Annotated in this window: 22 protein-coding genes, 1 tRNA gene and 1 pseudogene; 15 read left to right on the top strand and 9 right to left on the bottom strand. The window is 53.7% G+C overall.

The features are described from left to right. Positions 1-280: 280 nt before the first annotated feature. On the top strand, positions 281-2,020 hold the full coding sequence (locus QHG98_08195; GenBank protein ID MDH7597697.1) for a BatA domain-containing protein: 1,740 nt from the start codon (positions 281-283) through the stop codon (positions 2,018-2,020). Then, entirely contained in the window at positions 2,017-4,371 is a 2,355-nt protein-coding gene (locus QHG98_08200) for a VWA domain-containing protein (protein MDH7597698.1), read from the top strand. Before QHG98_08195 ends, QHG98_08200 begins: the two co-directional genes overlap by 4 nt. A 130-nt stretch (positions 4,372-4,501) precedes the next feature. On the opposite strand, the gene QHG98_08205 is transcribed toward QHG98_08200, so the two are convergent. Next, entirely contained in the window at positions 4,502-4,633 is a 132-nt protein-coding gene (locus tag QHG98_08205; GenBank protein MDH7597699.1) for a hypothetical protein, read from the bottom strand. A 163-nt stretch (positions 4,634-4,796) separates the two neighbouring features. Further along, complete coding sequence (lysS, locus tag QHG98_08210) at positions 4,797-6,290, bottom strand: lysine--tRNA ligase (protein MDH7597700.1); 1,494 nt, start codon at positions 6,288-6,290, stop codon at positions 4,797-4,799. 498 nt (positions 6,291-6,788) lie between these two features. Here lysS and QHG98_08215 point away from each other — a divergent pair, with 498 nt between their 5' ends. Genes QHG98_08215 through QHG98_08225 form a run of 3 tightly spaced genes read left to right on the top strand, consistent with a single transcriptional unit; the run spans position 6,789 to position 8,815 of the window. After that, on the top strand, positions 6,789-7,256 hold the full coding sequence (locus QHG98_08215; protein MDH7597701.1) for a formylmethanofuran dehydrogenase subunit E family protein: 468 nt from the start codon (positions 6,789-6,791) through the stop codon (positions 7,254-7,256). A gap of 14 nt (positions 7,257-7,270) precedes the next feature. Beyond that, positions 7,271-7,996: an ABC transporter ATP-binding protein gene (locus tag QHG98_08220; protein ID MDH7597702.1), complete on the top strand. Its 726-nt coding sequence runs from the start codon at positions 7,271-7,273 to the stop codon at positions 7,994-7,996. 3 nt (positions 7,997-7,999) lie between these two features. After that, a complete protein-coding gene (locus tag QHG98_08225; protein ID MDH7597703.1) occupies positions 8,000-8,815 on the top strand; it encodes a metal ABC transporter permease in 816 nt (271 codons plus the stop codon). Between the two features lie 102 nt (positions 8,816-8,917). Here QHG98_08225 and QHG98_08230 read toward each other — a convergent pair whose 3' ends face one another. After that, positions 8,918-9,892 (bottom strand): hypothetical protein, encoded by a 975-nt coding sequence (locus tag QHG98_08230; GenBank protein MDH7597704.1) that lies wholly within the window; start codon positions 9,890-9,892, stop codon positions 8,918-8,920. A gap of 480 nt (positions 9,893-10,372) precedes the next feature. Between QHG98_08230 and QHG98_08235 the strand changes: the two genes are divergently transcribed. The 4 genes from QHG98_08235 to QHG98_08250 all read left to right on the top strand — a co-directional run bounded on the left by QHG98_08235 (position 10,373) and on the right by QHG98_08250 (position 13,162). Next, the gene (locus QHG98_08235; GenBank protein MDH7597705.1) at positions 10,373-10,816 is read left to right on the top strand and encodes a hypothetical protein; all 444 of its coding nucleotides are present in this window, start codon (positions 10,373-10,375) and stop codon (positions 10,814-10,816) included. Positions 10,817-11,317: 501 nt separating this feature from the next. Next, entirely contained in the window at positions 11,318-12,073 is a 756-nt protein-coding gene (gene uppS / locus QHG98_08240; protein MDH7597706.1) for a polyprenyl diphosphate synthase, read from the top strand. 28 nt (positions 12,074-12,101) lie between these two features. After that, a tRNA-Arg gene (locus tag QHG98_08245) sits at positions 12,102-12,187 on the top strand. 741 nt (positions 12,188-12,928) lie between these two features. Further along, positions 12,929-13,162: a hypothetical protein gene (locus QHG98_08250; GenBank protein ID MDH7597707.1), complete on the top strand. Its 234-nt coding sequence runs from the start codon at positions 12,929-12,931 to the stop codon at positions 13,160-13,162. A gap of 27 nt (positions 13,163-13,189) precedes the next feature. Here QHG98_08250 and QHG98_08255 read toward each other — a convergent pair whose 3' ends face one another. After that, positions 13,190-13,417: a dodecin family protein gene (locus QHG98_08255; protein MDH7597708.1), complete on the bottom strand. Its 228-nt coding sequence runs from the start codon at positions 13,415-13,417 to the stop codon at positions 13,190-13,192. 218 nt (positions 13,418-13,635) lie between these two features. On the opposite strand from QHG98_08255, the gene QHG98_08260 reads away from it, so the two are divergent. The 6 genes from QHG98_08260 to infB all read left to right on the top strand — a co-directional run bounded on the left by QHG98_08260 (position 13,636) and on the right by infB (position 20,504). Continuing rightward, entirely contained in the window at positions 13,636-14,349 is a 714-nt protein-coding gene (locus tag QHG98_08260) for a UPF0280 family protein (protein MDH7597709.1), read from the top strand. A gap of 166 nt (positions 14,350-14,515) precedes the next feature. Next, positions 14,516-16,039 (top strand): 2-isopropylmalate synthase, encoded by a 1,524-nt coding sequence (locus QHG98_08265; protein MDH7597710.1) that lies wholly within the window; start codon positions 14,516-14,518, stop codon positions 16,037-16,039. A gap of 46 nt (positions 16,040-16,085) precedes the next feature. Continuing rightward, positions 16,086-16,841 carry a TatD family hydrolase gene (locus tag QHG98_08270; GenBank protein MDH7597711.1) on the top strand — a complete coding sequence of 252 codons (756 nt, stop codon included), beginning with the start codon at positions 16,086-16,088 and terminating at the stop codon, positions 16,839-16,841. A gap of 407 nt (positions 16,842-17,248) precedes the next feature. Continuing rightward, on the top strand, positions 17,249-17,737 hold the full coding sequence (locus QHG98_08275) for a TIGR00288 family NYN domain-containing protein (GenBank protein ID MDH7597712.1): 489 nt from the start codon (positions 17,249-17,251) through the stop codon (positions 17,735-17,737). Between the two features lie 52 nt (positions 17,738-17,789). Next, complete coding sequence (locus tag QHG98_08280; GenBank protein MDH7597713.1) at positions 17,790-18,398, top strand: rhomboid family intramembrane serine protease; 609 nt, start codon at positions 17,790-17,792, stop codon at positions 18,396-18,398. A gap of 297 nt (positions 18,399-18,695) precedes the next feature. Further along, positions 18,696-20,504: a translation initiation factor IF-2 gene (gene infB, locus QHG98_08285; protein ID MDH7597714.1), complete on the top strand. Its 1,809-nt coding sequence runs from the start codon at positions 18,696-18,698 to the stop codon at positions 20,502-20,504. A gap of 211 nt (positions 20,505-20,715) precedes the next feature. Here the strand turns inward: infB and QHG98_08290 are convergent, their stop codons facing one another. The 5 genes and pseudogenes from QHG98_08290 to QHG98_08310 all read right to left on the bottom strand — a co-directional run bounded on the left by QHG98_08290 (position 20,716) and on the right by QHG98_08310 (position 25,840). Beyond that, positions 20,716-21,147 carry a hypothetical protein gene (locus QHG98_08290; GenBank protein ID MDH7597715.1) on the bottom strand — a complete coding sequence of 144 codons (432 nt, stop codon included), beginning with the start codon at positions 21,145-21,147 and terminating at the stop codon, positions 20,716-20,718. Positions 21,148-21,313: 166 nt separating this feature from the next. Next, the gene (gene mtxX / locus QHG98_08295; GenBank protein MDH7597716.1) at positions 21,314-22,111 is read right to left on the bottom strand and encodes a methanogenesis marker protein Mmp4/MtxX; all 798 of its coding nucleotides are present in this window, start codon (positions 22,109-22,111) and stop codon (positions 21,314-21,316) included. A gap of 8 nt (positions 22,112-22,119) precedes the next feature. Then, positions 22,120-23,076 carry a methanogenesis marker 2 protein gene (locus QHG98_08300; GenBank protein MDH7597717.1) on the bottom strand — a complete coding sequence of 319 codons (957 nt, stop codon included), beginning with the start codon at positions 23,074-23,076 and terminating at the stop codon, positions 22,120-22,122. A 942-nt stretch (positions 23,077-24,018) separates the two neighbouring features. Next, a pseudogene (locus QHG98_08305) lies at positions 24,019-24,357 on the bottom strand (transposase). Between the two features lie 292 nt (positions 24,358-24,649). Continuing rightward, positions 24,650-25,840 carry an MFS transporter gene (locus QHG98_08310; GenBank protein MDH7597718.1) on the bottom strand — a complete coding sequence of 397 codons (1,191 nt, stop codon included), beginning with the start codon at positions 25,838-25,840 and terminating at the stop codon, positions 24,650-24,652. Positions 25,841-25,940 lie beyond the last annotated feature (100 nt).

The raw sequence follows: 25,940 nt of genomic DNA on the forward strand, positions 1-25,940 counted from the left end.
TGATAGCAGTACTGAGGCGAGATAAGACTATTAAGTCCAATTCTACACATGTCGATCTTAACCGATGACGCATGGAGATGATCCAGCATCTTTCACACGCCATGCGATTCGATCCAGTGCGCCTGGATCCGCCAAAAGATCTGATATGGAGTTAGAATGAGGAGACAGGAGCGAATCAGAATCCCCCGATAGCTCCCTGAAGCATGCGGGTTACAGGCGGTTAACGTGATCCGGGCGCACAGGCAAACATTTTTCTCAGATCTACGCATCAGAGCAAGAGATGCCGTTCAGAAATCCATATGCACTCCTCGGACTTCTCAGCATACTGCCGCTGATCGTGCTCTACCTCATAAAACCGAAGCCCCGCGACGTTCTCTTCCCGAGCATAAGGTTCCTCGAGTCTGGAAAGGCCAAGAGGTCTGCAGCCCTGAGCAGAATGATAAAAGATCCGCTCTTCTGGCTGCAGCTCCTCATTCTTGTTCTTCTTTCGATCGCCGCTGCCGGGCCGTACACCCTAGAGAGAGGTAGCCCGGGCTCGCATCTTGTTATTGTTCTGGATGTCTCTGCGAGCATGGAGAGCACGTTCCAGAACGCGCTTAGCATCGCATCATCAGAACTCTCCGGATACGACAGGGTGAGCGTCGTTCTGGCGGAGAGCATACCTGTCATCGCGCTCAGAGAGGGGAGCGCTGACGAGGCGCGGTCCATTCTGGATAAAATCGATGTGCTTGATCTTCCTGCTGACTTATCGAGCGCGATGAACCTGGCGCATACCCTGACCGGGCCAGAGGGCGGTGATATCCTCGTCATCTCAGACTTCATAAGCTGGATCGGAGACGATCCGGGTGCCACAAGGGATTCCCTCACGGCGACAGGCGCCAGCATAGTCTTCGCGGACACCGGCGGAGGGGGAGATAACATCGGGATCGTCGGAGGCTGGCTGACAGAGACCTATGAGGGGATCAACTACACATGCAGGATTCACAACTACGGATCTGCAAGGGATCTGACGATAAGAGTTCAATCCCAGGGCGGCAGCTCAGAGCACAGAGCTTTCATAGATGCGGATGCGGACTACTACATTTCACTCAGCCTCCCATCCGGCATCAGCACGGTATCTCTCGATGTCAGGGACGCGATATCTGCTGACAACACGGCGTACATCTACGCCCCGCTGCGGGATGATACTAGGATCCTCTATCTTGGAGAGAGCAGCCCCGCACTGGTGGCGCTCAGGGCGATTGGCAGCGTTGATACCAGGGGTGATCCAGAGGGCTACGATCTGGTGGTCATCAGAAACAGCTCTACGGATGGAGGAATTAACAGATACGTGGACTCAGGGGGGAAGATAGTTTACATCCCACAGGAGAACTCCCCCAGCCCTGAGTATCTGCCGGTGAGGATCACAGGCTTGGTGAACAGAACAGGCATCCTGTGGGCGAGAAATCCAGTCTTCGGAGAGGGAATCCACTTTGAGGAGGTAGGGATAAGGTCGTACATTGAGGCAGTGCCAAGGCGTGGATCGACGACCATGGTTGAGGTCAACAGCGTTCCTTTACTCGCATACTGGCAGCTAGGCAGAGGTACCGTAGTATACAACGCGCTCGAGTTCGGCAGCGATTTTCATCTCAGGCCTGAGTACCCGGTCTTCTGGTATGAAATGGTCAGATGGCTGACAGGCGCCCCGTCGCTGGATGATGCCAACAGGAAGACCGGAGACGTGGTGCCGCTGGACAGACCTGCGACCATCACCACGCCAGGGGGCACGGTCACAGCACAGCTACTGCTGCTCGACAGGGTGGGCCTCTACACGTTTGATGGAAGGAGACTCGCTGCCAACCTCTACGATCCCGCTGAGTCTGATCTGAGGCGCGGCAGATCCTTCGCCCCCGGAAGCTTCAGCTCCACCGCCAGCACTGAGAAGCTTGTGGAGAGGGATCTCTCAGGCTGGATCACCCTGGCGGCTCTGATGCTGCTCATGGCCGAGCTCGGTATAATAAGGTGGAGGAGGGAGCTGTGACCGAGATATACCTCCAGAGACCAGAGATGCTCTGGCTTCTTCCAGCTGTCCTTGCAGCTGGGCTTCTGTACACGAAGCGCACACCTCGGAAGCTTCTGGTCCTCACGAGATCCCTGGTGGTATGCCTGATCATAATAGCGCTTGCAAATCCGTATACAGTAACAACACACACAAAGGATGTGAGCAGGCCGAGGATAACGATACTCTCGGATCAGACAGCATCCATGGAGATCTTCGACTTGAAGGTCGCGGAGCGCCTGAGCGGCAGGATCCCGGACTCGCAGCTCAGGTACTTCTCGGGCGAGAGCACGCCGCTCGGAGACAGGATCATACAGTACATGCCACAGGCTGATTCAATCCTGCTTGTGAGTGATGGATACAGCAACATCGGGCGCCCGCTCAGGGACGCCCTGCTCCTTGCCAGAAGCTCGAACGTTTCGGTCTTCGCCGTCGAGATGAGACCTGAAGCAAAAGAGGCAGGCGTCGAGATATCTGGGAGCAACATTGCAGTTCTGGATGGCGACTATCCGTTCAAGATAGTGATCAGAAAATCCGGAAGCATCAGCGGGGATGTTGTGGTATATGCGGATGACCTGGAGATCTTCAGGAGTTCCCTCGAGAGCATAAACGAGTCGCTCAGGATATCGCACAGGTTCCGCAGCACAGGAACGCACATCCTGAGAGCTGAGATACATCCAGATGAGGACCACTTCGAGAGGAACAACAGATACACAAAAGCCGTGTATGTTGTGCCTAAGCCGCGGGTTCTGCTCCTTGGCAGACCATCTCCCTTGATGGATGTGCTCAGGGATCTCGTCGATCTGAACACTGCAGAGGATCTCCCACAATCTCTTAGCGATTACAAGGCAGTCGTCCTGGATGACATCAAGTACGATCCTGATCTCGACCGGCTGAAGGACTACGTGGCAGGAGGCGGCGGCCTGATCGTTGTTGGTGGGGCTGATGCATATGAGCTGGGCGGGTATTACAGGACGGAGTTTGAAAAGGCTCTTCCTGTCGTATCATCCCCAAGCCTCTTCGAGGGCGGGAAGGTTCTGATCATGGTCATAGACATCTCTGGGAGCACCATGGCGCCAATGCGGATCGGTGAGAGCACGACGTATCTCGATTACGAGAAGTCCCTCGCGATAGAGCTCCTGAGATCTCCGGAGCTCAGGGACGCAAGGGTCGGCGTTGTGGTCTTCGGCACCAGGCCCTATGTCGTATCACAGCCGGTGCCCGTCAGGAACAGGGGCGTCATAGAGGAGAGCATAAAGAGCCTGCAGACGCCTCTCGGAAAGGACGAGACCAACCTGGACGAGGGGCTAAGTCTCGCATGGAAGATAATCAACGAGAGCAGGGCCGAGGCGGATATTGTGGTCATATCGGATGGCAGAATAGAGCCAGATAAGGTGAAGGGGGATCAGGTTTTCCTGAACTCTGTTGATATCCTCAGGAAAATGAACGCAACGGTCACCCTGATACAGGTCCAGAGCTACGCAGGGTCTGCTGGCAGGTTTCAGGAGATGGCCTCGCTCACAGGCGCCACGTTCCGTCCTGCAGTGTATCCGAGCTCCCTGACGGTCAGAACTCCCGAGATGGAGGGGGAGCGCGAGGTCGCAGAGAACGTCTCCGGATACACGCTCGTGATAACAGATGAGAATCACTACATAACAGGTGAGATCGAGATAAATGCGACGATAAGCGGTTTCAACGACGTAACCCCAAAGCCGGGCGCCCAGAGGCTCGTGGCGCTGACAGACGGAAAGCCGATAGTCACAGCGATGCGCTACGGCCTTGGCCGGAGCGTCTCACTGGCCACAGACGATGGCAATGCCTGGGCGCAGGCGCTTTACGCTGAGGATAACTCCATGCTCATATCGTCCATGGTGAACTGGGCTGTCGGCGATCCTAGGCCGGAGAAGGAGCGGGTTGAGGCTGGAGATGGATGGGCTGGAAGCCCTCTGGAGATATACGTCTCAAGCGAAAGCCCGCCCAAGATCGGGGAGGGCGCGAGGATTGAGAGCACAGCCCCCGGCAGGTACACCGCGACGATCGTCCCGGAGTCAGAGGGAGTCTATTACGTTAACGACTACGGGATCGCCGTGAACTACCCGCTGGAGTACAGGGAGTTCGGATTCAATCCGGAAATGAAAGGGATGATAGAGGCAGCGGGTGGGAAGATCTTCACAGAGGACGAGGCGGGAAGGAGCATTGTGGAGGAGGCGAGAAGGGCAAGTGAGCGTCTCGTTCAGGAGAGAGCCAGCATCAGCTGGCAGCTGCTTCTGGCTGCGCTGGTCCTGTTCCTGCTGGAGGTCACGATCAGGCGCCTGAGGGAGATAAGGGGCTGAGCCGCTCCTGATGCCTGCTGCCCATTGACAGCTTTGCACCTTCAGCAGACCTGCCGGCATGTGAGTGAGCTGAGCGGGCACTTGCTCAGAGCCGCATCGAATCCTGCAGGTCGTCAGGCGGAGAGACGCCTCAGCTCTTAGCCCTCTCAAGCTCGCGCCTCAGAATCTCTATGATCTCCAGCAGCTCATCCCTTCTTGCTGCGCAGATGTGGCGATCTGCGATCTCCTCAAGCCTACGTATCGCCTCCTCGATCCCCGACATTCGATCACCCCCAGCGGTCTGATAGTATGCCTTTCTCAATAGGTGTCTGTTGTGCCGCAGATGATTGGAAACCGTTCCATGGTCCTTCAGGTCATGCGATCTCCTGATCCGCGGATCGGTGTGGTTCACAGAGGCTGCTCCAATAGGAGACATGCACTCACACTCACGCGAGGGATGCCTCGATGAGCCTGCGCTTTACGAAATCCCTGTCGAGGCTTGCGAGGAACCAGCCGGCCTTCGGCCCCTGGCGCTCCCCGAGAAACGCAAGGTACACCGCCTGGAAGAACTTCTTTGGATCGAGGCCGAGCTCGTTTGCCACTGCATATATCTCGTCATGGATCTCCTGCGCGCTCTTTCCGTCTATCCTCTCAGCCAGCATGCCAAGACCCCTGCGCTCATCCTGAGTGATGTTTCTGACCGCCTGGGGGAGGGTATCCTTCACCTCGAACTTCACAAACGGCGGTGCGTACCGTTCCAGCCATATCCTCACATTCCGGGCGCGCGCGAGTATCTCATCCCTGCGCGATGTCTCGTAGCCGCTCCTCTCCAGAACTTTCAGCAGCAGATCTTCATCATCGCGTGCGATCTGGACAGCAGTCACCATGTGTCTGAAAGGTATGGTGAACGGCTCGCTGTGTCTTATGGATGAGAGTTCAAGCGCTCTTGCATCCCCTCTCCTCTGGTCGTACTCGTCCACGAGGGTTAGGAGCGGAAGTCCCGGATCAAACTCTATGTGCTTCTCAGGCTTTGTTCTGATTATGAGGTAACGCAGGACCTCTGGCGGCACGACATCGAGCATCTCCTGAACAGTCACAACAAGCCCTGTGGAGCTGTGCATCGCGCCCCTTCCCTTTAGATGGATCCACTCGTAGACGATCGGATACGGGGCAGGATAGCTGTAAACATCCTCGCTGATCCGCTTTCCCGTATCGTAGGATCCGCCTGCTGTCGCATGATCCTTTCCGAAGGGCTCAACAGTCACCCTGAAGATGTGCCAGCGTGCAGGCCAGTCGACCCTCCAGACGAGCTTGCCACCTCCACGCATGCTCACACTCCCTGAGGACCCGCACTCGCAGACGTAATCTACCTTCTCTGAATCAAGATCGAATCCTGTCACTCTGGTGGTGTTCATGCGGCCGCAGTCCCTGCAGATCGGATCGAAGGGACTCCAGGTCGGCTCCACATCCCTGCCTGAGATCTCCTTCAGTATCCTGGCGATATCATCCCTCCTCTCCAGCGCGGTCTTTATGGCATCCAGATAAACGCCCTCTTTGTAGAGCTGATCCGCCCTGTACACCTCCGGCTTTATATCCAGAATATCCATGGATCTGAGGAAGGGCTGCAGGAAGTGCTCTGAGTAGCTGCTGCAGCATCCCTCCGGGCACGGAATCTCAGATAAAGGCTTGCCCACGTGCTCCCTGAAGCTCTCGTCCAGAAATGGATAGAGCCTCCGCAGGCGATCATACGTATCAGCTATGTAAATCAGCCTAGCCTCCACGCCTCTGTCTACAAGAGCTCTGTATACAGCATCAGCCGTCATGACCTCGCGCAGGTTTCCTATATGCACAGGCCCAGATGGAGTTATGCCTGTGGCCAATGTGTGCGGTCCACCGTCCTTGAGCCTCTCTGCGATCACATCTGCCCAGTGGATGATCATAAGCCGAGATCGATGCAGATCGGAATATTAAGCTTCCGGCCATGACAGAACACCGCTCAGAATGCACCTCGGTCGTGGGCCCGGATTATCTGATGGAATTTCAGAAATCGACGTTCAATGGTGGTGCGCTTGAATTACTGAAGAGACTGTTTGGGATCAGCACCGACATAGAGATCCCCGTGTGTTCTGTGAGGTCACATGCTGTTGATCTCAATGATATTAGTACACAACCCATTCCCTCATGTGATCCTCTCCGCCATTGGCAGTCCAGCTATAAAGTTGATCTCAATGGCACTTGTACACAACTCATTCAATGGAATAACAGATCACAAACCCTGAAGGATCAAATGCTTTTGATCTCAATGATGTGAGTACACAACACTCTCCTCTGACTAAGCGACAATGTAACTCAACATTTGGTAACACAATGCTGATAGTGACATCTTAACATTGTTACTTGAAAAGATATATATCGCAAATAAAGTTATTTCTGTAAATTTGATAATACTAGGTCAGATCAGTAAGGTGATTGTGTTGAAGATGCGAATGATAGATCCAGATAACGTATCTCTTGATGATATGATCAAGCGCGGCAGCGAGTTTCATGGCCATCTGGGTCCATTTCTCGTTCTCGGCATAAGGATGGGACTCGCTGCTCTCAGCGAGCTCAGCTCTCATGGTCACAAGGATATCAGCGCTGTTGTGCGGTCAGGGAGCAGACCGCCGGTATCGTGCCTTGCAGACGGAATCCAGATATCCACCGGCTGCACGCTTGGAAAGGGGAACATCTCCGTGCTTCAGGATGGCGTGCCAGAGGCGACATTCTACTCGAACGGGAGAACTGTAAGCTTCAGGGTCAGGGGGTCCATAGTTGAGAGGATCTCAGAGCTGTCGCATGATGAGCTTGAGGATTTCTCCTGGAGTCTGTCCAGAATGCCGCTTGAGTCGATTATAGAGAGGCTCTGAGGTGGTTTAGGTTTATGCTGATCCGGCTCGAGAACGTGCACACATTTTACGATGGCGAGAGGAACTCCACCCTGAAGGATATCACGCTCTCGATCGGCGCGGGAGAGATGTTATGCGTCATGGGCCCGAACGGCGCTGGCAAGACCACGCTGCTCGAGACGATAAATGGAATGCTTCCAGCGACCGGCAGGGTCGAGGTCTTCGGAAGGGATGCCCGGAGGCACGGCCCTGAGATCAGAAAGGAGATAGGCTACATGCTCCAGGCCAAGACGTTCCCCGAGGACACACCGTATCTGGTGAGAGATGTCGTGCTGATGGGGAGGTTCGGAAAGATCGGCATGCTGCGGAGACCTGGAAGGGAGGACTGGGATGCAGCAAGGGACGCGGCGAGGTTCATGGAAGTCGATCATCTCTGGGACCGGCCGATAGGAAAGCTATCAGGGGGGCAGACGCAGAGGGTGCTTCTGGCCAGGCTGCTCGCGAAGAGGCCCAGGATACTTCTCCTGGATGAGCCCTACTCGAACCTGGACTGCAGAGCTGTGGAAGAGGTATCGAAGAAGATATGCATCCTGCATGAGAGGAATGAGCTGACAACGATCATGGTCATACACGATACAGCTCATGTGCCCGATATCTGCGACAGGATACTCCTGCTGAAGGATGGGCGCCTCATCGGCGATGCACAACCAGATGAGATGCTCTCCTCCAGGACGTTCAGAGATGCATTTGCTGGGGCCTAGGACATGATGCTGCCGCCGAGCATAGTGATGAACACGATCATCGGGGCATCCCTGGCTGCTGTCGTGTGCTCCATGATAGGTGTCTTCATTGTGAGAATGAACCTATCATCGATGGGGTTCTGCATGTCGCATGCTGCCTTTGCAGGCGCCGCGCTCGGGCTTGCCATCTCCAGAGATCCATTTGCTCTGGCGCTGGGTATGGCAACAGCTGTTGCCCTCATCCTCGGACCGGTTGCGGATAAGGCCAGGCTGCAGGCTGATGTCGTGCTCGGCACCATGTTCTCCCTCACAATGGCGCTGGCCCTGCTGTTTCTCAGCATCGTCCCCGGATCGGTGGTTAGCAGCACGGCTCTTTCAGTGCTCTGGGGGAGCGTTCTGGGAATAACAACCACCGATCTCATCAGGCTTCTTGTTCTCATGCTGACGCTCTTGGTGGTGATATTCCTCTTTTACAAGGAGTTCTTCGCGATAATGCTTGACAGAAAGCTTGCTGAGGAGGCGGGCATCAACACAAAGCCATTCTACTATGCGATCCTCCTCCTTTGCGGCGTCACTGTATCAGTCTCGCTCAAGCTCATCGGCGGCCTGCTCATATTCGCTCTGATGGTCAACCCTGTATCAGCTGCGTATCAGTTCTCTCACGACATGAGATGGATCATGCTGATATCTCCCATCATAGGGCTGGCATCAAGCATCTCCGGAATAGCTGCATCCCTCTACCTCGACATCCCTGTGGGCAGCTCGATCGCGATAATGAGCGTGGCTATATTCCTGGTATCTGTGGCACTGTCCCCAAAGAGAAAGCGCGGGCAGAGGTGATGATGTCTGCCCCTGTCCACTGATAACCTGCCCTGGCGCGTTCCTCTTGCAGATAAACGGCTGCTTCCAGCGACCAGATTGCACACCCCTTTAAATAGAGGGTCACGCCTTCTTCCAGCGGATCGTATCGCCCTTGATCTTCACCACCCCATTTTTCTCAAGGATCCTTGCAAGATCCTCCGCCACATCATATGCATTGACATCAAAGATGCCACTCTCCATATCCATGTAGACGCCACATTTCTGCACGAAGCTCTCCATGTCCATTTTGCCTGATGGCGGCATATCTGTCAGATTGTTCAGTACGCCGTGGACCGCCATGATCTCGATCGCTTCATGCTGATACTCGTCGAAGAAATCCTCGCCCAGATCCTCACATGTGAGAACAGACCATTCATCTATGTAGATATCATGGACTTTCTCCAGATTTACATATATATTTGTCCGCAGCATCGGATGCTGCAAATAATCTTTTGCCACAACCGGTATTGCGACTATGGGGTCGTCCAGCTTATCTCCAGGATCCTCATCTACATCCAGCTCGTTCAGCAAGAAAACCTGCGACAGGAATTCTGCGGCAGCCTTTTTATCGATAAGGCTGCCAAAGTCCACATCATCAGACATGCTGGCAGATTCAGATGGGCTCTCTTCATGTGATGCCTCTTCTGGCAAGGGCTCCTCAGACGGTTCTGAAGGCGCTTCCTGAGACGGTACTGTGGAGGATGTCTCCCCTGAGGCCTCCTCTGGACCGATCATCCCCCTCACCACGGACTCTATCTTCTCAGTGATCTTGACCCATTCTGGAACTGCATGCGTCAGATATCTTTTGTAAAACTCTTCTGGGGCGGGCTTCTCAGCAAAGGTCTTCCGGACAGACTCCAGGTAATGCTCATACTTTTTTAACAGCTCCTCATCCTCGATCTCGTTTTTCAGCTCGCTGAAGCGCCCCTGAAGTACGGGGGAGATCTTCAGATCTGCCACGATCGAGGGTCTGATATCGACCCGGATCTTCATCTCCCTGAGACGATCTGCAAGATCTTTTGCCGTCACATCGTCATACTCTCCAAGCTTGAACATGGCATCAGCATCATCATCACTCATGTTATAGTTTACGATGTTTCTCCAGAGTGCACACAACAGAGTCTGCAGGAGAGCTCTCGGTTGAGATCTGGGCTCACGCGGCGCAAGAACCGATTATCTGGCTCATGCCGGAAGATTCCATGAGATTATCCTGCGGTTATCACAGGTGTAGCATCCAGTACCATGAAGAGTAAAAGCTTCATTCGGTTCAAGGCCGTTGATTCTATATCATTCAACAATTCGTTTCCCCTGCTCTGCACAAATGCAGATGTGCGATCGCGAATCAGCTCAGAGCGCAGAAACCTGCTTCAGCGCAGATCAGCTCTGCTGATAATGAATTTAATTTTGGATATTTCCAGATATTTTTATAAATAATCTAATGATAAGATAATAATATTAAATCCGTGACAATCTTAGAAAAGATTTAAATCTTAATTAAGATGAATGCATTCTGATTAAAAAGCAAGGAGGTATTATATGAAGACCGTAGCATACACGCTTATGCTTGCTCTGCTCCTGTCCCTGGGGGCGGCATATGCGGAAGATACTGCTGAGAATGTCACCGCAGAGAACGTCACAGCCGAGAATGTAACTGCTGAGAATGTCACCGCAGAGGTTGCGGCACTGTACATCGCTGATGTCAACATCGAGGAGGGCTATGTGGAGATCGCCAATGACGGCGAGACGGCCCAGAGTCTGGAGAATTACACGCTCAAGGTGGATGAGAACGAGCCGGTAACACTGGGCGCGATCGAGGTCCAGCCAGCCAGCTCTGTAAAGCTCTTCCTGGGCGCTGGCGAGAACACCGAGACCGAGATATACCTGAACACAACGATTGAGTTCGCGGAGAGCGGCACAGTCTCCCTCATGGATCCAGAGGGCAATGAGGTCTCGACACTTGAGTACCCCATGACTGAGTAACGCAGATCAGGATCTTCTTTTTTTATTTTGGCTCTTGATTGATCTGATTCCATCTGTGTGCAGTTACTCTGGGACAGCAGTGTGTGGAGCAGGTTTGAGGTTTTGTGAAGTGAAATCCGAGATCGCCTGGTTGTATCGATGAAATCAACTACAGATGTGCGTGCACTCTTATCATTGGGGCGCACGGGTTTCTGTGGGATTCATGTGAGATTATGCCAGTACAGGCTGATTCCCGAAAGCCTGTTCAGCTATTCAGAGGCGGTGTGCCGAAATTGCTGTAAATTGACCTTATGCGGCGCGAAGCATACCGATCAGTTTCGAATTTACGCGAATTCGATACACTGCCATATTCAGACCCGCAAAGATTGGACCAACTGGACCACGCGTGAACTATGCAGTTTTGTGATACCCCATGTGAAACAGTTAAATACCTGCTCAAGATAGCCTGCAGAAGGGATTTTTTTGAAATGCGGAGATCTGCTGCTCTCATCAGCATATGCGGTGTACGAGAGAATGCTGAAGCGCCAGCTAGCCAGGGGCCCGAGGGTGGAGCACATCGCAGTTATCCAGGATGGAAACAGAAGATATGCAAACAGGCATAACATGCCCGTATCAAGCGGCCACAGGCTCGGCGCGAAGACGACCGAGAAGATATCAGACTGGTGCCTGGAGCTTGGAATAAAACACCTGACCGTCTATGCATTCTCGACAGAGAACTTCAGCAGGAGCGAGCCTGAGAAAAGGTACATCTTCAACCTGATCGCAGAGAAGCTCCTTGAGCTGTGCAGCTCTGAGAAGATACACAAAAACAGGGTTCGCGTCAGAGCCATCGGCAGGATCGATATGCTCCCTCAGCACCTGCAGAATGCAATACGGGAAGTGGAGGCCGCGACAGAGGGATACAGCCAGATGTACTTCAATGTGGCGCTCGCATACGGAGGGCAGTACGAGCTGATCGACGCTGCCAGGGCCATGGCAAGAGATCTGCGCGCCGGAATGATCCGGATCGACGATGTTGATGAGGATCTGGTGAGCAGGTATCTCTATCCCACCACAGAAACGCCCGTGCCCAAGGTCGATCTCATAATAAGAACGGGCGGCGAGCTCAGGACCTCCAACTTCCTTCCCTGGCAGGCTAACGGAAGCGAGTGTGCCGCCTACTTCTGCGCACCGTACTGGCCCGAGTTCAGAAAGATAGACTTCCTCAGAGCCATCAGGACAGCCCAGTCATACGCCTCCAGATCAACAGGCTTATAACCAGGAAGGGATTCATGACTCACTCGTTGTCCCGATGGGGTAGCGGATATCCCGGAGGCCTGCGGAGATCCTCGCAGACAGCCTTCAACCCGGGTTCGAATCCCGGTCGGGACGTTCGAATTTTGGCGCTGCTGCATGCGCAATGTGTATCATCAGGATGGGCACCGGCTATGCAGCGGTTCGCTCATCAGCTCATAACAGCTTATTTATTCTTGATTGACAATATAAGTTTTGTATGAACATAGAATCGTTCCTGCCGGATGAGGAAGAGTGTTACTGTTGCGTGAGATGAGATGGCCTGATGGCGTCAGATGCGTGTATTGTGGTTCTGAGCATGTTGTGAGGACCGGTAGATGGCGTGATACACCAAATCAGCGATACCACTGCATACGTCATCGGTTAAGGATTGGTTTAAATAGTGTGTCTGGGTTTTTGGTTGGTCATATGGTACGGTCGTGTTTGGATTTCAGTAATAATAATTTGTTTATTTAATATTTCTTTAGATCAGGCAGGAGTCGATACAAGTTTGGCGAGTGATGGTGTGTTGTTTGATGAGCACCTTCTTGAGAAGGAGCTCTGTGACATGTTTCTTGTGGGGTGGCTGAAAGCCAGAGCGAGAGAGACGGGCCTGATAAAGCGATCGCTCATATCCATTTGATTACTTGCCCAAAGGAGCAGGGGTCATGCTATGCGTTCGTTTCGACGAATGAATGCTTTCAGAGACCACATTGCATGCTCTGCAAGTTGCTACGTACATAAGAGCGAAAGCGATATCGTAAGATCGATCCTGTGATACTGTTCCATGCGTCATCGGTTAAGATCATGATCAATATATTTACATAAAATCCTTAACCGATGACCAATGGAGTGCATTCAGCAACCGGCCTGCATGTCCTTCAAGTTGCTGAATACATAAGAGCTTATAAACTCGCTAGATCAATAAGAGCGAAATCAAATACCCCGCAGCAAGCTGCGGGGTGTGCTCTTGGACTTGCACTCAAACCACCATGCGAACCATCAGATCCATGGGATGTTGATCTTGGTGGTATGAGCATGCAACCCGTCTCTGATCTCTTCTCACTGAGCTGAGATGGTAATGCGCTGACAGATCCCCTCTCAGTCCTCCTCCCTCTCGTACTTGAACGACAGCTTCACCTTCGCCCGGTACTCCACGATCTTGCCTTTGTCCAGCCTCACATCAAGCTCGGTGACCTCAGCCACCCTCAGATCCCTCAAAGTCTTTGAGGCTGTCTCCACGACAGTCTTCACAGCATCCTCCCACCCAACCGTCGATGTGCCGACGAGCTCTATGAATTTATATACATCCCCGTTCAAGCAAATCACCTCATGAATTAATTGATATGTTGATACTATGTCTTAATATAACTTTCGAGATTGTGTCTGCGTATCAGTGATCGGATCTCATGATCTGCTGGTCATTGCTGGACGGGGCGCGTTTCATCTCATTGACCTCTCCGCACCAGTAGGTTTGATTACATGGCCGGGATTCATCTGACACAGGATCCTCAAAAGCTATAGCAATGAAGTGCAACTGAATTTTGATGATACGGGAGCACTTCAGGCTTCATCAGACGATTGCCACGATCGTGGCCAGATCGCAGGAGCATGTGGAGATAGCAAAGAGCGCGATAATAGACAGCAGGATCCAGCTCGAGGAGTTCATAGCGTTTGACCCGATATTTCAGCTGACCCTCGAGCCGTACGATCGCCCTTCAGATGATGCGCCGCCTGTTGTGAAAAGGATGTGTTATGCATCAGCTCTCTTCCACGTCGGACCGATGGCTGCGGTCGCCGGAGCGATAGCTGCCTCTGCGGTCGAGGCGATGGTGGAGGCCGGAGCAGATTACGCTGTCGTTGACAATGGCGGGGATATAGCAATCTGCTCAGATGAGCCTGTACTGGTCGGGATATACGCCGGCACATCCCCGATAAAGGACCTGGCTCTTGAGGTTCATCCTGAAGGAGGCATTATGGGGGTTTGCAGCAGCAGTGGGACCGTCGGGCCGTCGATAAGCTTCGGTTGCGCAGATGTCGCGACCGTGATATCCAGAGACCCGGCGATAGCAGACGCCGGAGCAACAGCTCTCGGCAACGCTGTCACACCGGACGCCAGCCTGGAGGGGTGCTTCAGTGCGATTGATCGAAATGAGGTGATCGCAGCTCTGGTTATAAGAGGGGATGAGATGGCGTTGTGGGGAGATGTGCCTCCTATACGGAGAGCTCGGGTCGGATACGACCTCATAACAAAGGGATAGATGCCTGATTGGGGAATCTGTTCTCCTCATGAACCACACAGACCTCTCTCGATCCTGGTTCAGGTTCCATCTGCGCCCTCAAGCTGAAGCAAAGTTTTATCTTCCACGCGATTCAACCCTGCGGACATGTCAGTAGAAACTTCTGCGTGGGATCGCTTTCTACCATATTGAGCATCTTCGCGGCCAAGAGGTGAGGATATTCGACACCACCCTGAGGGATGGAGAGCAGACCCCTGGGGTCTCGCTCACCCCTGAGGAGAAGCTCATAATCGCCAGACAGCTGGACAAGCTCGGTGTCAACGTCATCGAGGCTGGCTTTCCGGTATCGTCCAGGGGTGAGTTTGAATCAGTCAGGGCCATAGCAAATGAGGGGCTCACCGCAACAGTCTGCGGCCTCTCCAGGATCATCAGGAGCGATATCGACAGATGTCTTGACGCTGGTGTCGGCATGGTTCACGTATTCGTCTCGACCTCTGACATCCAGATAGCCCACACGATAAAGAAGAGCAGGGAGGAGATAGTCGCGGACTCGATAAAGGCGGTCGAGTACGTGAAGGATCATGGTGTGCTGTGCCTCTTCTCTGCCATGGACGCCACCAGGACGCCTCCGGCCTTCCTCAGGGAGATCTTCAAGGCTGTTGAGGGCGCAGGGGCGGACATAATAAACATACCCGACACCGTAGGTGTCATGGCGCCGTCCGCGTTCCACCGGCTCGTGAAAGAGGTCTGCAGCTACATGAACATACTCGTGGATGTGCACTGCCACAACGACTTCGGACTCGCGGTGGCGAACAGCCTGGCGGCTGTGGAGGCGGGCGCTCGAGAGGTCCAGGTCACAGTAAATGGTCTGGGTGAGAGGGCTGGCAATGCGAACCTCGCAGAGACCGTGATGAGCCTTCACTCGATATACGGGGCGAAGACATCGATAAAGACCCAGTACCTCGTTGAGACTGCAAGGCTTGTCGAAAGGCTCACAGAGACCCGGATACCGATAAACGCGCCGATCGTCGGAGACAACGCGTTCTCCCACGAGAGCGGCATACACAGCCATGGGGTTATAGAGAGGAGCGATACCTTCGAGCCCGGGATAATGACGCCGGAGATGGTTGGCCACAGGCGCAGGATAGTCCTCGGAAAGCACACTGGAAGGCATGCGGTGAAGAAGGTGCTCGAGGAGTCCGGCTACCATCCCACAGAAGATCAGCTCCAGGAGATCCTCCGGAGGATAAAGGAGCTCGGCGACAAGGGCAAGCAGGTTACTGATGCGGATCTCCATACCATCGCAGAGGTCGTCCTGGGCGAGATCGCGAAGGGGGAGCAGGCGCTCGTCCTCAAGGAGGTGGCTGTGATGACCGGGAACACTATCACGCCCACAGCCACTGTAAGGGCCCTCTTCAGGGGAGAGGAGAAGGTGCTCGCAAACATCGGTGTTGGTCCGGTGGATGCAGCAGTGAAGGCTGTGAGGGAGATACTCGGCCAGGACAGCCTGATAAGGGTGAGGGATTTCAGGATAGAGGCGATCACAGGGGGATCCGATGCCCTTGCAGAGGTCGTGATAGGGGTCGAGGATACGGAGGGAAGAAAGGTCTCCGCCCGATCCGCGCGGGAGGACATAGTCATGGCATCGGTGGAGGCGCTTGTCAGCGCCATAAACCGTCTTCTGCTTCTTGAGGAACGTGCATCCAGATAGCAGATCAAAGGATAGCGGATCAAAGAAATGAGCAGGGGATGTTCTCTTGGTAGCAGTCATAGATGCACACTGTCATCTCGATTTCAAACACTTCAACAAGGACAGGATGGATGTTATAGAGAGGGCGAGATCTGCAGGCGTCGTGGAGATGATCAACTCTGGAGTTGACCTTCAGACAAACAGAGAGACGCTGAAGCTGGCCAGGTCGCACGAATTCATACATGCGACCCTGGGCCTCAGCCCCAACTCCCTCGACAGGATGAGGCCTGGGGATGTGGATCTCGTCCTAGATGAGATCCGGCAGAACTCCCGGGAGATAATCGGGGTCGGCGAGGCAGGGCTGGATTACTACAGATGCAGCGATCCAGCTCTGAGAAAGCAGCAGGTCGAGGTCTTCCGCAAAGTGATACAGCTCGCAGAGGAGCTCGACAAACCGCTTGTGATACACGCCAGAGATACCGAGGATATGGCATTCGATATCGTTAAGGATCTGGGGAAGGTGGTATTCCACTGTTACAGTGGAAGCCTGGAGACCATGAGGAAGATCGTTGACAGGGGATTTTACATATCGATTGCAACAGTCGTGTGCAGATCTGTGAAGCACCAGGCTCTGGCGAGGAGCGTGCCGGTGGACCAGCTCCTCCTGGAGACAGACAGCCCGTTTCTCTCTCCGAGGAGAGGCAGGAACGAGCCGTCCTTCATACTGGACTCGCTCAACCTCATAGCGCGGATGAGGGGGATGGAGTCTGAGGAGCTCGCGAGGACGACGGTGAGAAACACCAGAAGAATTTACGGCATGTGATATCCATGCCCGGATGCCCTGGGGTGTGAGTTTATCCATGAACTTGCCTAGCACCCATCCGTCCTCGACAGGTTTGCATTTTGATCCTGGAAACCAGAGGCACTGCATGGTCACACATTTCATTGCTGATAAAGTTCCGGGAGTACTTCCATGTTACATCATCTCTCCAGGCCGGTGGTAGCTGTGTCTGCCAATCTGCATCAAGCTTCTCGATGCTCTCCGATTGCTCCTACCATCTTTCAGGCCATCCCGGTGCGATTCGATAGCCTTCAGGTATATCATGAGTTTTATCGTCTGCAGAACTCAATTGGCCTGGAGATAAATGCCACTGCCTGCGATAGAAAATTATATGAATCGACCTGAGGACATAATAAAGATTAGGGTTCTGAAATAGAGGATTAGCGATCATGGCTATACACTTCGAGCACATCCTTAAGTACCTCGGATCCAAGAAGGAGAAGGGAAGGAAGAAGATCGGTCTCCTGGTAGATGGTCCCAACATGCTGCGCAAGGAGTTCCAGATGGACCTGGAGGAGATCCGGAACATACTCAGGGATTACGGCGACATAAAGGTTGGAAAGGTATTCCTGAACCAGTACGCCTCCGAGAAGCTTGTGGAGGCTGTCGAGAACCAGGGGTTTGAGCCGGTGATATGCACGAGCGATGTCGATGTGCGGATGGCCGTGGAGGGCGTCGACATGATATACAACCCCGTCATAGACACGATAGCGCTCGTCACCAGAGATGCGGATCTGAAGCCGGTGCTCATGAAGGCGATGGAGCACGGCAAGGAGACGATCATATTCGGGGCAGAACCCGGCTTTTCTGTTGCGCTGAGGAACTCCGCAGATTACGTCATAGTGCTCAGAAACGGCGAGTACGTCACAGAGTCCTGAAACTGGAAGTGGTACCATAATAGATATCATCAGAGGATTGCTCTCAGCTGGCATGGTCTCCGATCAGATCTGGGATGATATCAGACCCAGGGGATCCAGCATTCCAGCATCCCTTGCTTTAATCGCTCTGTGCATCATCGTATCAATTGCAATGGCAGCGGACCCATGGGCCGTGAGGGGATACCTATCCCTCAATCCGGCACTCGTCGAGTCCAGGCCCTGGACACTGATAACGCACATATTCGTTCACGCTGACATGGGGCATCTCTTCTGGAACATGCTGGCTCTCTTCTTCTTCGGGACGGAGCTCGAGAGGAGGGTTGGGGAGAGGAATTTCCTTCTGGTGTTCTTCGCGTCCGGGATATTCGGTGGCATAATAGAGATGCTTGTGACCACAGGATACATGATGGGCGCCAGCGGAGCGATCATGGGGGTCATGGGCGCCCTGGCGATAATCGCGCCCGAGATAAGGGTGATAATATTCCCAGTACCGATACCTCTGGGGATACCACTGGCAATAGCCCTGCTCGCGTTCCTGGATCTTTATTACCAGATAAGCCTGAGGGGCGCAGATGGCATAGGGCACATGGCACACCTCGCAGGCCTTCTCGCCGGTCTCTTCTTAGGACAGAGCTTTGGAAGGAGGAGAAGGTACCGCTGATCGTGAGATGCGGCGTGCAGCGCATCACTGAGATCTGATGTGATCTCCGGGTTTCATCGGAATCTAGTGTGAGGCTATCGATTCCTTTCGCCTCAATCAGGCTTCAGGAACACGACCAGATGCTCTCTGGCGGAGAATCCTGCGGGGAGGTCTCCAGGGCGTGCCCGCTGGATGCAGAGGATTTATATTTGTTGAGATCGAGAGATAATGAGCTGCATCGGAGAGTTTCTGAGCACCGTGAGGTGTTGCCTGGAATCGCAGTCTCATTGCCTGCGGTATTTTTAGGGAGGATCCACCATGCGTCAGAGATCTAAAAAGGGTATGCGTTCGAAGGAGGAGGTCTCACAGCTGAGAACCCCCATAGTCTGCGTTATGGGGCATGTCGATCACGGGAAGACAACACTGCTGGACAGGATAAGGGGCACCACAGTCGCACAGTACGAGGCCGGAGCCATAACGCAGCACATAGGCGCTACCGAGATCCCTCTGAGCGTGATACAGCAGTTCTGCGGTTCCGGATTCAAGGCGAACCTCATGGTGCCAGGGCTGCTGTTCATAGACACCCCAGGCCATCATGCGTTCACATCGCTGAGAAGCCGTGGAGGGTCGCTCGCAGATCTGGCGATACTCATCGTGGATATAAATGAAGGGTTCCAGCCGCAGACAATCGAGTCGATAAACATCCTGAAGAGGTTCAGGACACCATTCGTGGTCGCTGCAAACAAGATAGACAGGATCCCCGGCTGGCGACCTGTCGAGAACGCCCCAATGGCGAAGAGCCTTGCGGGCCAGACTGAGCGAGTGGTGGAGGCGCTGGAGACGAAGATATACGAGCTTGTTGGAGAGCTCTACAAATACGGCTTCGACTCCAACCGCTATGACAGGATAACGGACTTCACGAAGACCGTGGGCATAATTCCAGTCAGCGCCATAACCGGAGAGGGAATTCCTGATCTTCTTCTCGTCCTGGTCGGCCTTGCACAGAGGTTCCTGAAGCAGAACCTGGAGATCGAGTCGAGCCGTCCGGGTGTGGGAACGATACTTGAGGTGAAGGAGGAGAGAGGACTCGGGACGACACTGGATGTCATACTGTACGACGGCATGATCAGCGTCGGGGATACCATCGTGGTCGGCACGCCACGCGAGCCGATAATAACAAAGGTGAGGGCGCTTCTAAAGCCCAGACCGCTCAAGGAGATACGGAGCGAGGAGCGGTTCACCCCTGTGAAGCACGTCGTTGCTGCGTCCGGCATAAAGGTATCAGCCCCAAAGCTCGAGACCGCGCTTGCAGGATCCACCATCCGTGTCGTGGGCGAGGGAGAGGATCCAGAGGCTATAGCCAGGGAGATACGGTCTGAGATCGAGGCTGTGAGGATCGACACAGACACAGTTGGTGTCATACTGAAGGCAGACACCATTGGATCTCTTGAGGGGCTCGTCGGCGAGCTTCGCGCCAAGAACATACCCATCCATGTGGCTGATGTTGGCCCTATAACGCGCAGGGATGTCATAAGGGCCGCTGCCCTCAAGGACCCGCTCCTCTCAGTCATCCTGGGGTTCAATGTCGAGATACTTCCGGATGCCCTCTCTGAGATACAGAAGCTAGACGTTCCAGTGTTCCAGAGCGATGTAATCTACACACTCCTCGAGAGCTACGAGGCATGGATGGAGGAGAAGAAGATGCAGATGGAGCAGGAGCGGCTTGAGGCGATAGTCAAGCCGGGTTGTGTTCGAATACTTCCAGACTGCGTCTTCAGGCAGTCCAAGCCTGCGATAGTTGGCGTACAGGTGGTTGGCGGGACGATAACACACAACGTGCCACTGATCCGCGAGGACGGCGCTGTGGTTGGCACCATACGCGGAATCCAGCAGAGGAACGAGAACATACCCATGGCAACGGTCGGCCAGGAGGTCGCGATATCGATCGATGGTCCGACAGTTGGGCGCCAGATTCACGAGGGGGATCTTCTCTACGTCAACATACCTGAGAAGCATGCCAGGATCATAGAGCAGGAGCTCAAGCAGAAGATGTCTCAGGACGAGATAGAGGTCTTCGAGAAGTTTCTGGAGATCAAGAGGAAGAAGGACATATTCTGGGGAAGGTGAACCCTCTCAGATCGTGGGATTGGATCGCCGAACAACCTCTCAGGAATCAGCATTCTCTGGCATAACAGGTCATGAATCGTTGAGGCCAGTGATGCGAGAAACGACCAGGATACCCCAGGATCAATGGCTGGATGCTTCGCGGATGGGCATCTCAGCGGGACCAAATGAGAGACTCTGCGCTGCGAGATACAGCCCCACGCAGCGTTTCACATCATGCGACCAGATGCTCTCCTGTAGTTCTGCTGCTCAGATGGTCCATGATCCTGTTCATCACATCATAGACGTGAGAGACATGATCCTCTTTGAGATCCATCTCCCGGATCGGAAGCGACATGAGCACACCGATCTCCAGGCTGCAGCCCACATCCTGCATCGCGGCGCTTCTCACGCTCTTGAGCTTCTCCAGGATCATCTCTGATTCCGCAGCCTCATCGCCGACCATCTCCATTCTCCAGCCTGCTGTTATGGACTCTATAAGCTCCATCCTGAGATCCTCATTGATCCTCAGAACGTCCAGCATCTCGATGATCATCCCAAGAACGCTGCTTCTGAACCTGCCATGCTCCATGGCCGCCGGCCCTGTGAAGACCGCCTCATAGTAATCAGCTATGCCCAGAAGTTTGTTGCAGATTTTTGATCGCATCATTTAAGACCACCGCTTCGAATCCCGAGCCTCCTACATGCACTGCAACACACCGGCAGCTTTATAGTTGTCACAAATTAACTAAATAGATGAAAATACTCTATAGATAAACTATAGACAGGTCCTCTCATGGAGAGTGCGCCGAAATCTGGATCGCATGGGGCTCTCATCGCCTGTCTCTCATCGATACCAGGGCGCTTGCCAGGATCACAGGCCCTGTGAACTCGGATCTGGCCCTGGTGGAGTCGACGAACACGATCTCATCTGTGAGAACGGGCGCGCCCAGGGCGGTTGCGCCGCATACCATCAGCATCGTTCTGAAGAGCAGGTTGCCCGATATCCCATCCGGCGCAAGCACGAGATCATCTCCGCGTGCGGACTCAATCAGGATGCCCCTGTGGGTCGCGTCGAAGCCATTCTCCCTCAGCCGCGCAGCCACGAACTCACCGTGCGCCAGGCTCATGTCAACGTTGCTGCTCCTGCCGACATCCTCCAGCCTGCCACCTGAGAGAACCGATACCTTCGGATCTATGCCCATCCTCCTAAGAAAATATGCCCCTCGGATGGCAAGCTCCAGCTTCTCCTGCAGGGTATCGCCCTCATCGATGCCGACAGGAGCCAGGAAGAACGCCCATCCACCAAGCTCCAGCAGGGCCATCCTCATGACATCTACCCCAGCACTTGAGAGAGCCCTCATCGTCCTTGTGGCAGATATATTGCCCCTCACAGCCCCGTCGATCTCCGAGCTCATCAGAAGCCTTATCAGCTCCCCTTCAGGTGAGTCTGAGCGGATCAGCTCGATGCCCTCAGGAGCAGCATTGCCCACAGCGACGATCTCAGCGTATTCCCCTGCAGAGATGAGGCTCTCGAGAACATCCCTGCCGGGGTTCATCAGCCCTATTCCGATCCTCGCCCTGGAACTGCGTGCTCTCTCCTTCAGCAGATCGATGAATCTGCGATCCATGTTACCCCTCAGTTTATGCCCGTCACGCGATCTCTCTCGAAGTCGAAGAGAACTGCTCTGCTCTCCCCGCTCACAACCTCAAGCCTCCTCTCCTCGATCACCCTGCCGATCCTCGCAGCGCTCAGCCCGTGTCTCCTGAATACATCCACGACCTCAGACGGATCTCTGGTCGTGACCACAAAGCCCATGCCCGGATACATCTTCAGCCAGTCCAGGAGAGGCAGTGACTGAGGCACGGGTATCGCATCAATATCAACCTCCGCGCCAGCTCCGCTGGTCTCGAGCAGCATTCCGAGGGTCCCAAGCATCCCCGGATTGCTGATGTCCTTGCCAGCTGTGACGAGTCTTCTCTCCCCGAGCACACGCATCGAAGAGATCTGGAGCGCCAGTGTTTCCCTGTCCTTGTGGCTGGTGGAGTCGAAGTTGATCCTGAAGCTGGGGTGAACTTTTCCTTCGAGATCGACCGCGATCACCACCGAGTCGCCAGGCTCTGCAGTGCTGCTCAGTATCACCCCGTCCTTCCTGGCCTTGCCCAGAATTGCAACATCCAGTGCACTGTAGGGCGTGTCCGGATGGAGATGGCCGCCCACTATCGGGACTCCAAACTTCTCGATCCCCCTCTCGACTCCCCGCAGGACAGCATCCGCGAGTTTTGGAGAGTTCACGGAAAGAACATCCACCATGGCGATCGGGGTGCCTCCCATGGCAGCTATGTCATGAACGTTCACAAGAACGGCGCAGTATCCGGCCCATTCGGGATCAGCATCCATCAGCACCGACCATATCCCGTCTGCTGCGAGGAGAAGAACCTCATCACCGTTATCTATGACGGCAGCATCCTCGCCGAAATCCGCTATCACCTTATCAGAGATGGCAGGAAAGTACCTGAGCATATCGCCAATGCTTCGCTTCCTGGTTATGCCCACGAAGCTCCTGAGCTCCGATACCAGAGACTCTAGTGTCATTGTCACCACAGAATATTTCCTATCAAAAATAGATGCCGGTGGTCTGCTCCCCGAAGGCGGATGTTCCAGCTCTCTCCCTCATTGTCGAATGACCAGCTCCACTGGAAGTGATGGTATGTGAAATCTGCATGCGGTCTTTGGATATCGAAAACTTAATACTTTGTAAATATAAGTGCGTTATCTAATTTTGTTTTTTACAATTAACAAGATGACGTAAGTCTACCGGCACACTGGAAGCAAAGGGGTAAGTGTATCAAAATATGACTGGAAGCTGCAGAGATGTGTTGAAAATAGCTTGAGATCGCCTTGAAGCAGAGGCGCATAATGAGGATGCTCATGTGCTCCTGGCGAAGACAAGGCGAACGTCAGAGGGTGAGTTCGCGGGCAGGATCCAAAGAACAGCATTACCTTGACACTGTCCCTACTACTATTTAGAGGACGATGCTGCAGATCTTCTATGATACGATGCTCTGGCAGAGATTCTGGCTTCGCTCTTATGTATTCAGCAACTTGAAGGAGATGCGGGCTGGTCACTGAATGCACTCATATCCTCAGAAGGAACGCATAGTGTGACTGGTGACTCTCCGGGCCAAGTTATCAGATGGATAAGAGCGACTCTGTTTTTACGGGCGTTGAGCACCATATCGAGCCCAATCTCCGCTTTCGTCTGAACCTCACATCCTTCGGAACCTTGCATTTGTTGCGCAGCCTGTTGTTGTTCGCCCACTCCTCTGGGAGGGTACAGCTGACCATCGATAAGTGTTCGACGTGAGCCGTTTACGTATCCGAGAAAGACGCCCACCTGGCAGTCATCAACTTCGCTCTTATGTGCGTAGCAACTTGCAGAGCATGCAATGTGGTCGCTGAAAGCATTCATTCGTCGAAACGAACGCATAGCATGACCCCTGCTCCTTCGGGCAAGTCATCAAATGGATATGAGCGATCGACTTTACCAAGCCGGCCGCAGTACTGCCTTTGAACACCCACCGAATGTGTGCCCTGCTTCGGGAATCCTGTCTCATCTATGTGTATCGAACCTTCAACCGGATCTCCGATCAGTTCTGCAATGTCCCTCTGGAGCCTCTCTATGACCTTCCTCTCGTCCCACGGCGAATCCGTGATGAAGTTCTGCAACGACTGCGAGGTGCTCTTCCTCACAGTCTTCGCAAACCTGCTGCAGTTCCCTCGACCGCGGTTTAACAGCAAACCCTCCACGTACTGACGTCCACGGTTGCTCACATCGCATGCCCCAACCCAGAAAATATCGTCGCTCTTATCCATCTCATAACTTGCCCGAATAGGCAGCGGTCCTGTTATGCGCTACTGGCGAGCGAATGAATGCATTCAGCAACCTCCCGAATGACCTCCAAGTTGCTGAATACATAAGAGCGAATATCGTTATACTTCATACAAATATTCTTCAATATAGTTATAAACACAAAAATATATTGCCTCCTCAAATAAAACCTCAATTGCCATCTACCCCCTTTCTAAAGTAGGGAGATAATATAAATTTAAAATATTTTATTTTAACGCTGCCGGAAGATAGTAGCAGAGAACAATGTCAAGCTACTCATGCCTGACGTTTCTCATATCTCCGCACTGTCGCCTCTCCGAGGATCATGCCACAAGAGGCCACTGCTGCCAGCAGAGCGCCGAAGAGGAACGTCGCCTCTGGTCCATATAACTGCCAGATCGCGCCGGCGATCAGACCGGATGCTATCGATGCGATTCCAACCATTCCATGATATGCCCCAAGTGCTGTGCATCTCATCTCATCACAGCTCAGATCCGAGACATATGCGCTCTGCGCCCCATCGACCACCGCGAAGACAAGACCGTAAATGATGAAGAGAGGTATGAGCCACTCTGAAGATGACACAAAGACGAATCCAAGGGCGGTCAGCGAGAATAATGCATAGCCGATTGCAAGCGTCCATTTTCTCCCCATTAGATCTGATGCCATCCCGCTTGGTATGGCCATTCCTGCGTAGACCACGTTGTACAGCAGGTAAAGCAGCAGGGGCGCGCCGACTGCCAGGGACCCCACGAAGAGCTCCTGCGCCCGAAGCATGAAGAACATGTAGCTGAAGTTCGCAAGCGAGAATATGGATGCCACGAGGATGAACCACCTGAGTCGCGGCGACAAAGAGGATATGCCAGGCCTGAGCAGTGCCATTGGAGATCTACGTATATCCCTGACATGAATGAGAGGGACGAATGCCATAATTGAGAGCGCTGCAGCCACCGCCAGGATCTCCCTGAAGCCCAGGCCTGTGCTCCACAGGACGTATGCCATGCCAGATCCCAGCACCGCTCCGAAGGTGTCAAGCGCTCTCACTGTGCCGAAGCCCCTTCCGATATGCGAGGACTCAACTGATCCCGAGATGATCGCGTCCTTTGGTGCCGCCCTCACCCCCTTGCCACAGCGCTCGATGCTTTTAAGCAGGACAACATGCTGCCATGATCCTGATAGAGGAAGAAGTGTCTTGGCCAGTGCGGAGAGACCGTAGCCCGCTACGACCAGCTGCTTCCTTTTTCCTGTCACGTCGCCCGCATATCCTGAGAGGATCTTCAGGATGCTCGGAATGCCCTCACTGAGGCCTCCCACCAGCCCCACAGCAAGTGCTCCCCCTCCAAGTGATGTTATGAAGAGAGGCATTATCGGCTGAATGAGCTCACTGCTGGTGTCGTTTAACAGGCTGACCAGACCTATGAAGAGGACATTTCTGCTGCCATCCTCAGCCCGCTGATCTTCAGACATACAGGTCTGACCGTTGGATCTCCGGATATATCATCTCAGCGAAACATTCATACTCCAAGCTTCCTGTGGAAAATTCGAATAAAGATCACGAGGAGATCAG

This window comes from Methanothrix sp. (assembly GCA_029907715.1).
Lineage (GTDB): Archaea > Halobacteriota > Methanosarcinia > Methanotrichales > Methanotrichaceae > Methanothrix_B.

Excerpts from the sequence above, each read along its gene's own strand:
- QHG98_08195 (MDH7597697.1), top strand. The coding sequence starts at position 281 with ATGCCGTTCAGAAATCCATATGCACTCCTCGGACTTCTCAGCATACTG.
- QHG98_08205 (MDH7597699.1), bottom strand. The coding sequence starts at position 4,633 with ATGTCGGGGATCGAGGAGGCGATACGTAGGCTTGAGGAGATCGCAGAT.
- lysS (MDH7597700.1), bottom strand. The coding sequence starts at position 6,290 with ATGATCATCCACTGGGCAGATGTGATCGCAGAGAGGCTCAAGGACGGT.
- QHG98_08220 (MDH7597702.1), top strand. The coding sequence starts at position 7,271 with ATGCTGATCCGGCTCGAGAACGTGCACACATTTTACGATGGCGAGAGG.
- QHG98_08225 (MDH7597703.1), top strand. The coding sequence starts at position 8,000 with ATGATGCTGCCGCCGAGCATAGTGATGAACACGATCATCGGGGCATCC.
- QHG98_08230 (MDH7597704.1), bottom strand. The coding sequence starts at position 9,892 with ATGTTCAAGCTTGGAGAGTATGACGATGTGACGGCAAAAGATCTTGCA.
- QHG98_08235 (MDH7597705.1), top strand. The coding sequence starts at position 10,373 with ATGAAGACCGTAGCATACACGCTTATGCTTGCTCTGCTCCTGTCCCTG.
- QHG98_08250 (MDH7597707.1), top strand. The coding sequence starts at position 12,929 with ATGACCAATGGAGTGCATTCAGCAACCGGCCTGCATGTCCTTCAAGTT.
- QHG98_08260 (MDH7597709.1), top strand. The coding sequence starts at position 13,636 with ATGATACGGGAGCACTTCAGGCTTCATCAGACGATTGCCACGATCGTG.
- QHG98_08275 (MDH7597712.1), top strand. The coding sequence starts at position 17,249 with ATGGCTATACACTTCGAGCACATCCTTAAGTACCTCGGATCCAAGAAG.
- QHG98_08280 (MDH7597713.1), top strand. The coding sequence starts at position 17,790 with ATGGTCTCCGATCAGATCTGGGATGATATCAGACCCAGGGGATCCAGC.
- infB (MDH7597714.1), top strand. The coding sequence starts at position 18,696 with ATGCGTCAGAGATCTAAAAAGGGTATGCGTTCGAAGGAGGAGGTCTCA.
- QHG98_08290 (MDH7597715.1), bottom strand. The coding sequence starts at position 21,147 with ATGCGATCAAAAATCTGCAACAAACTTCTGGGCATAGCTGATTACTAT.
- mtxX (MDH7597716.1), bottom strand. The coding sequence starts at position 22,111 with ATGGATCGCAGATTCATCGATCTGCTGAAGGAGAGAGCACGCAGTTCC.
- QHG98_08300 (MDH7597717.1), bottom strand. The coding sequence starts at position 23,076 with ATGACACTAGAGTCTCTGGTATCGGAGCTCAGGAGCTTCGTGGGCATA.
- QHG98_08310 (MDH7597718.1), bottom strand. The coding sequence starts at position 25,840 with ATGTCTGAAGATCAGCGGGCTGAGGATGGCAGCAGAAATGTCCTCTTC.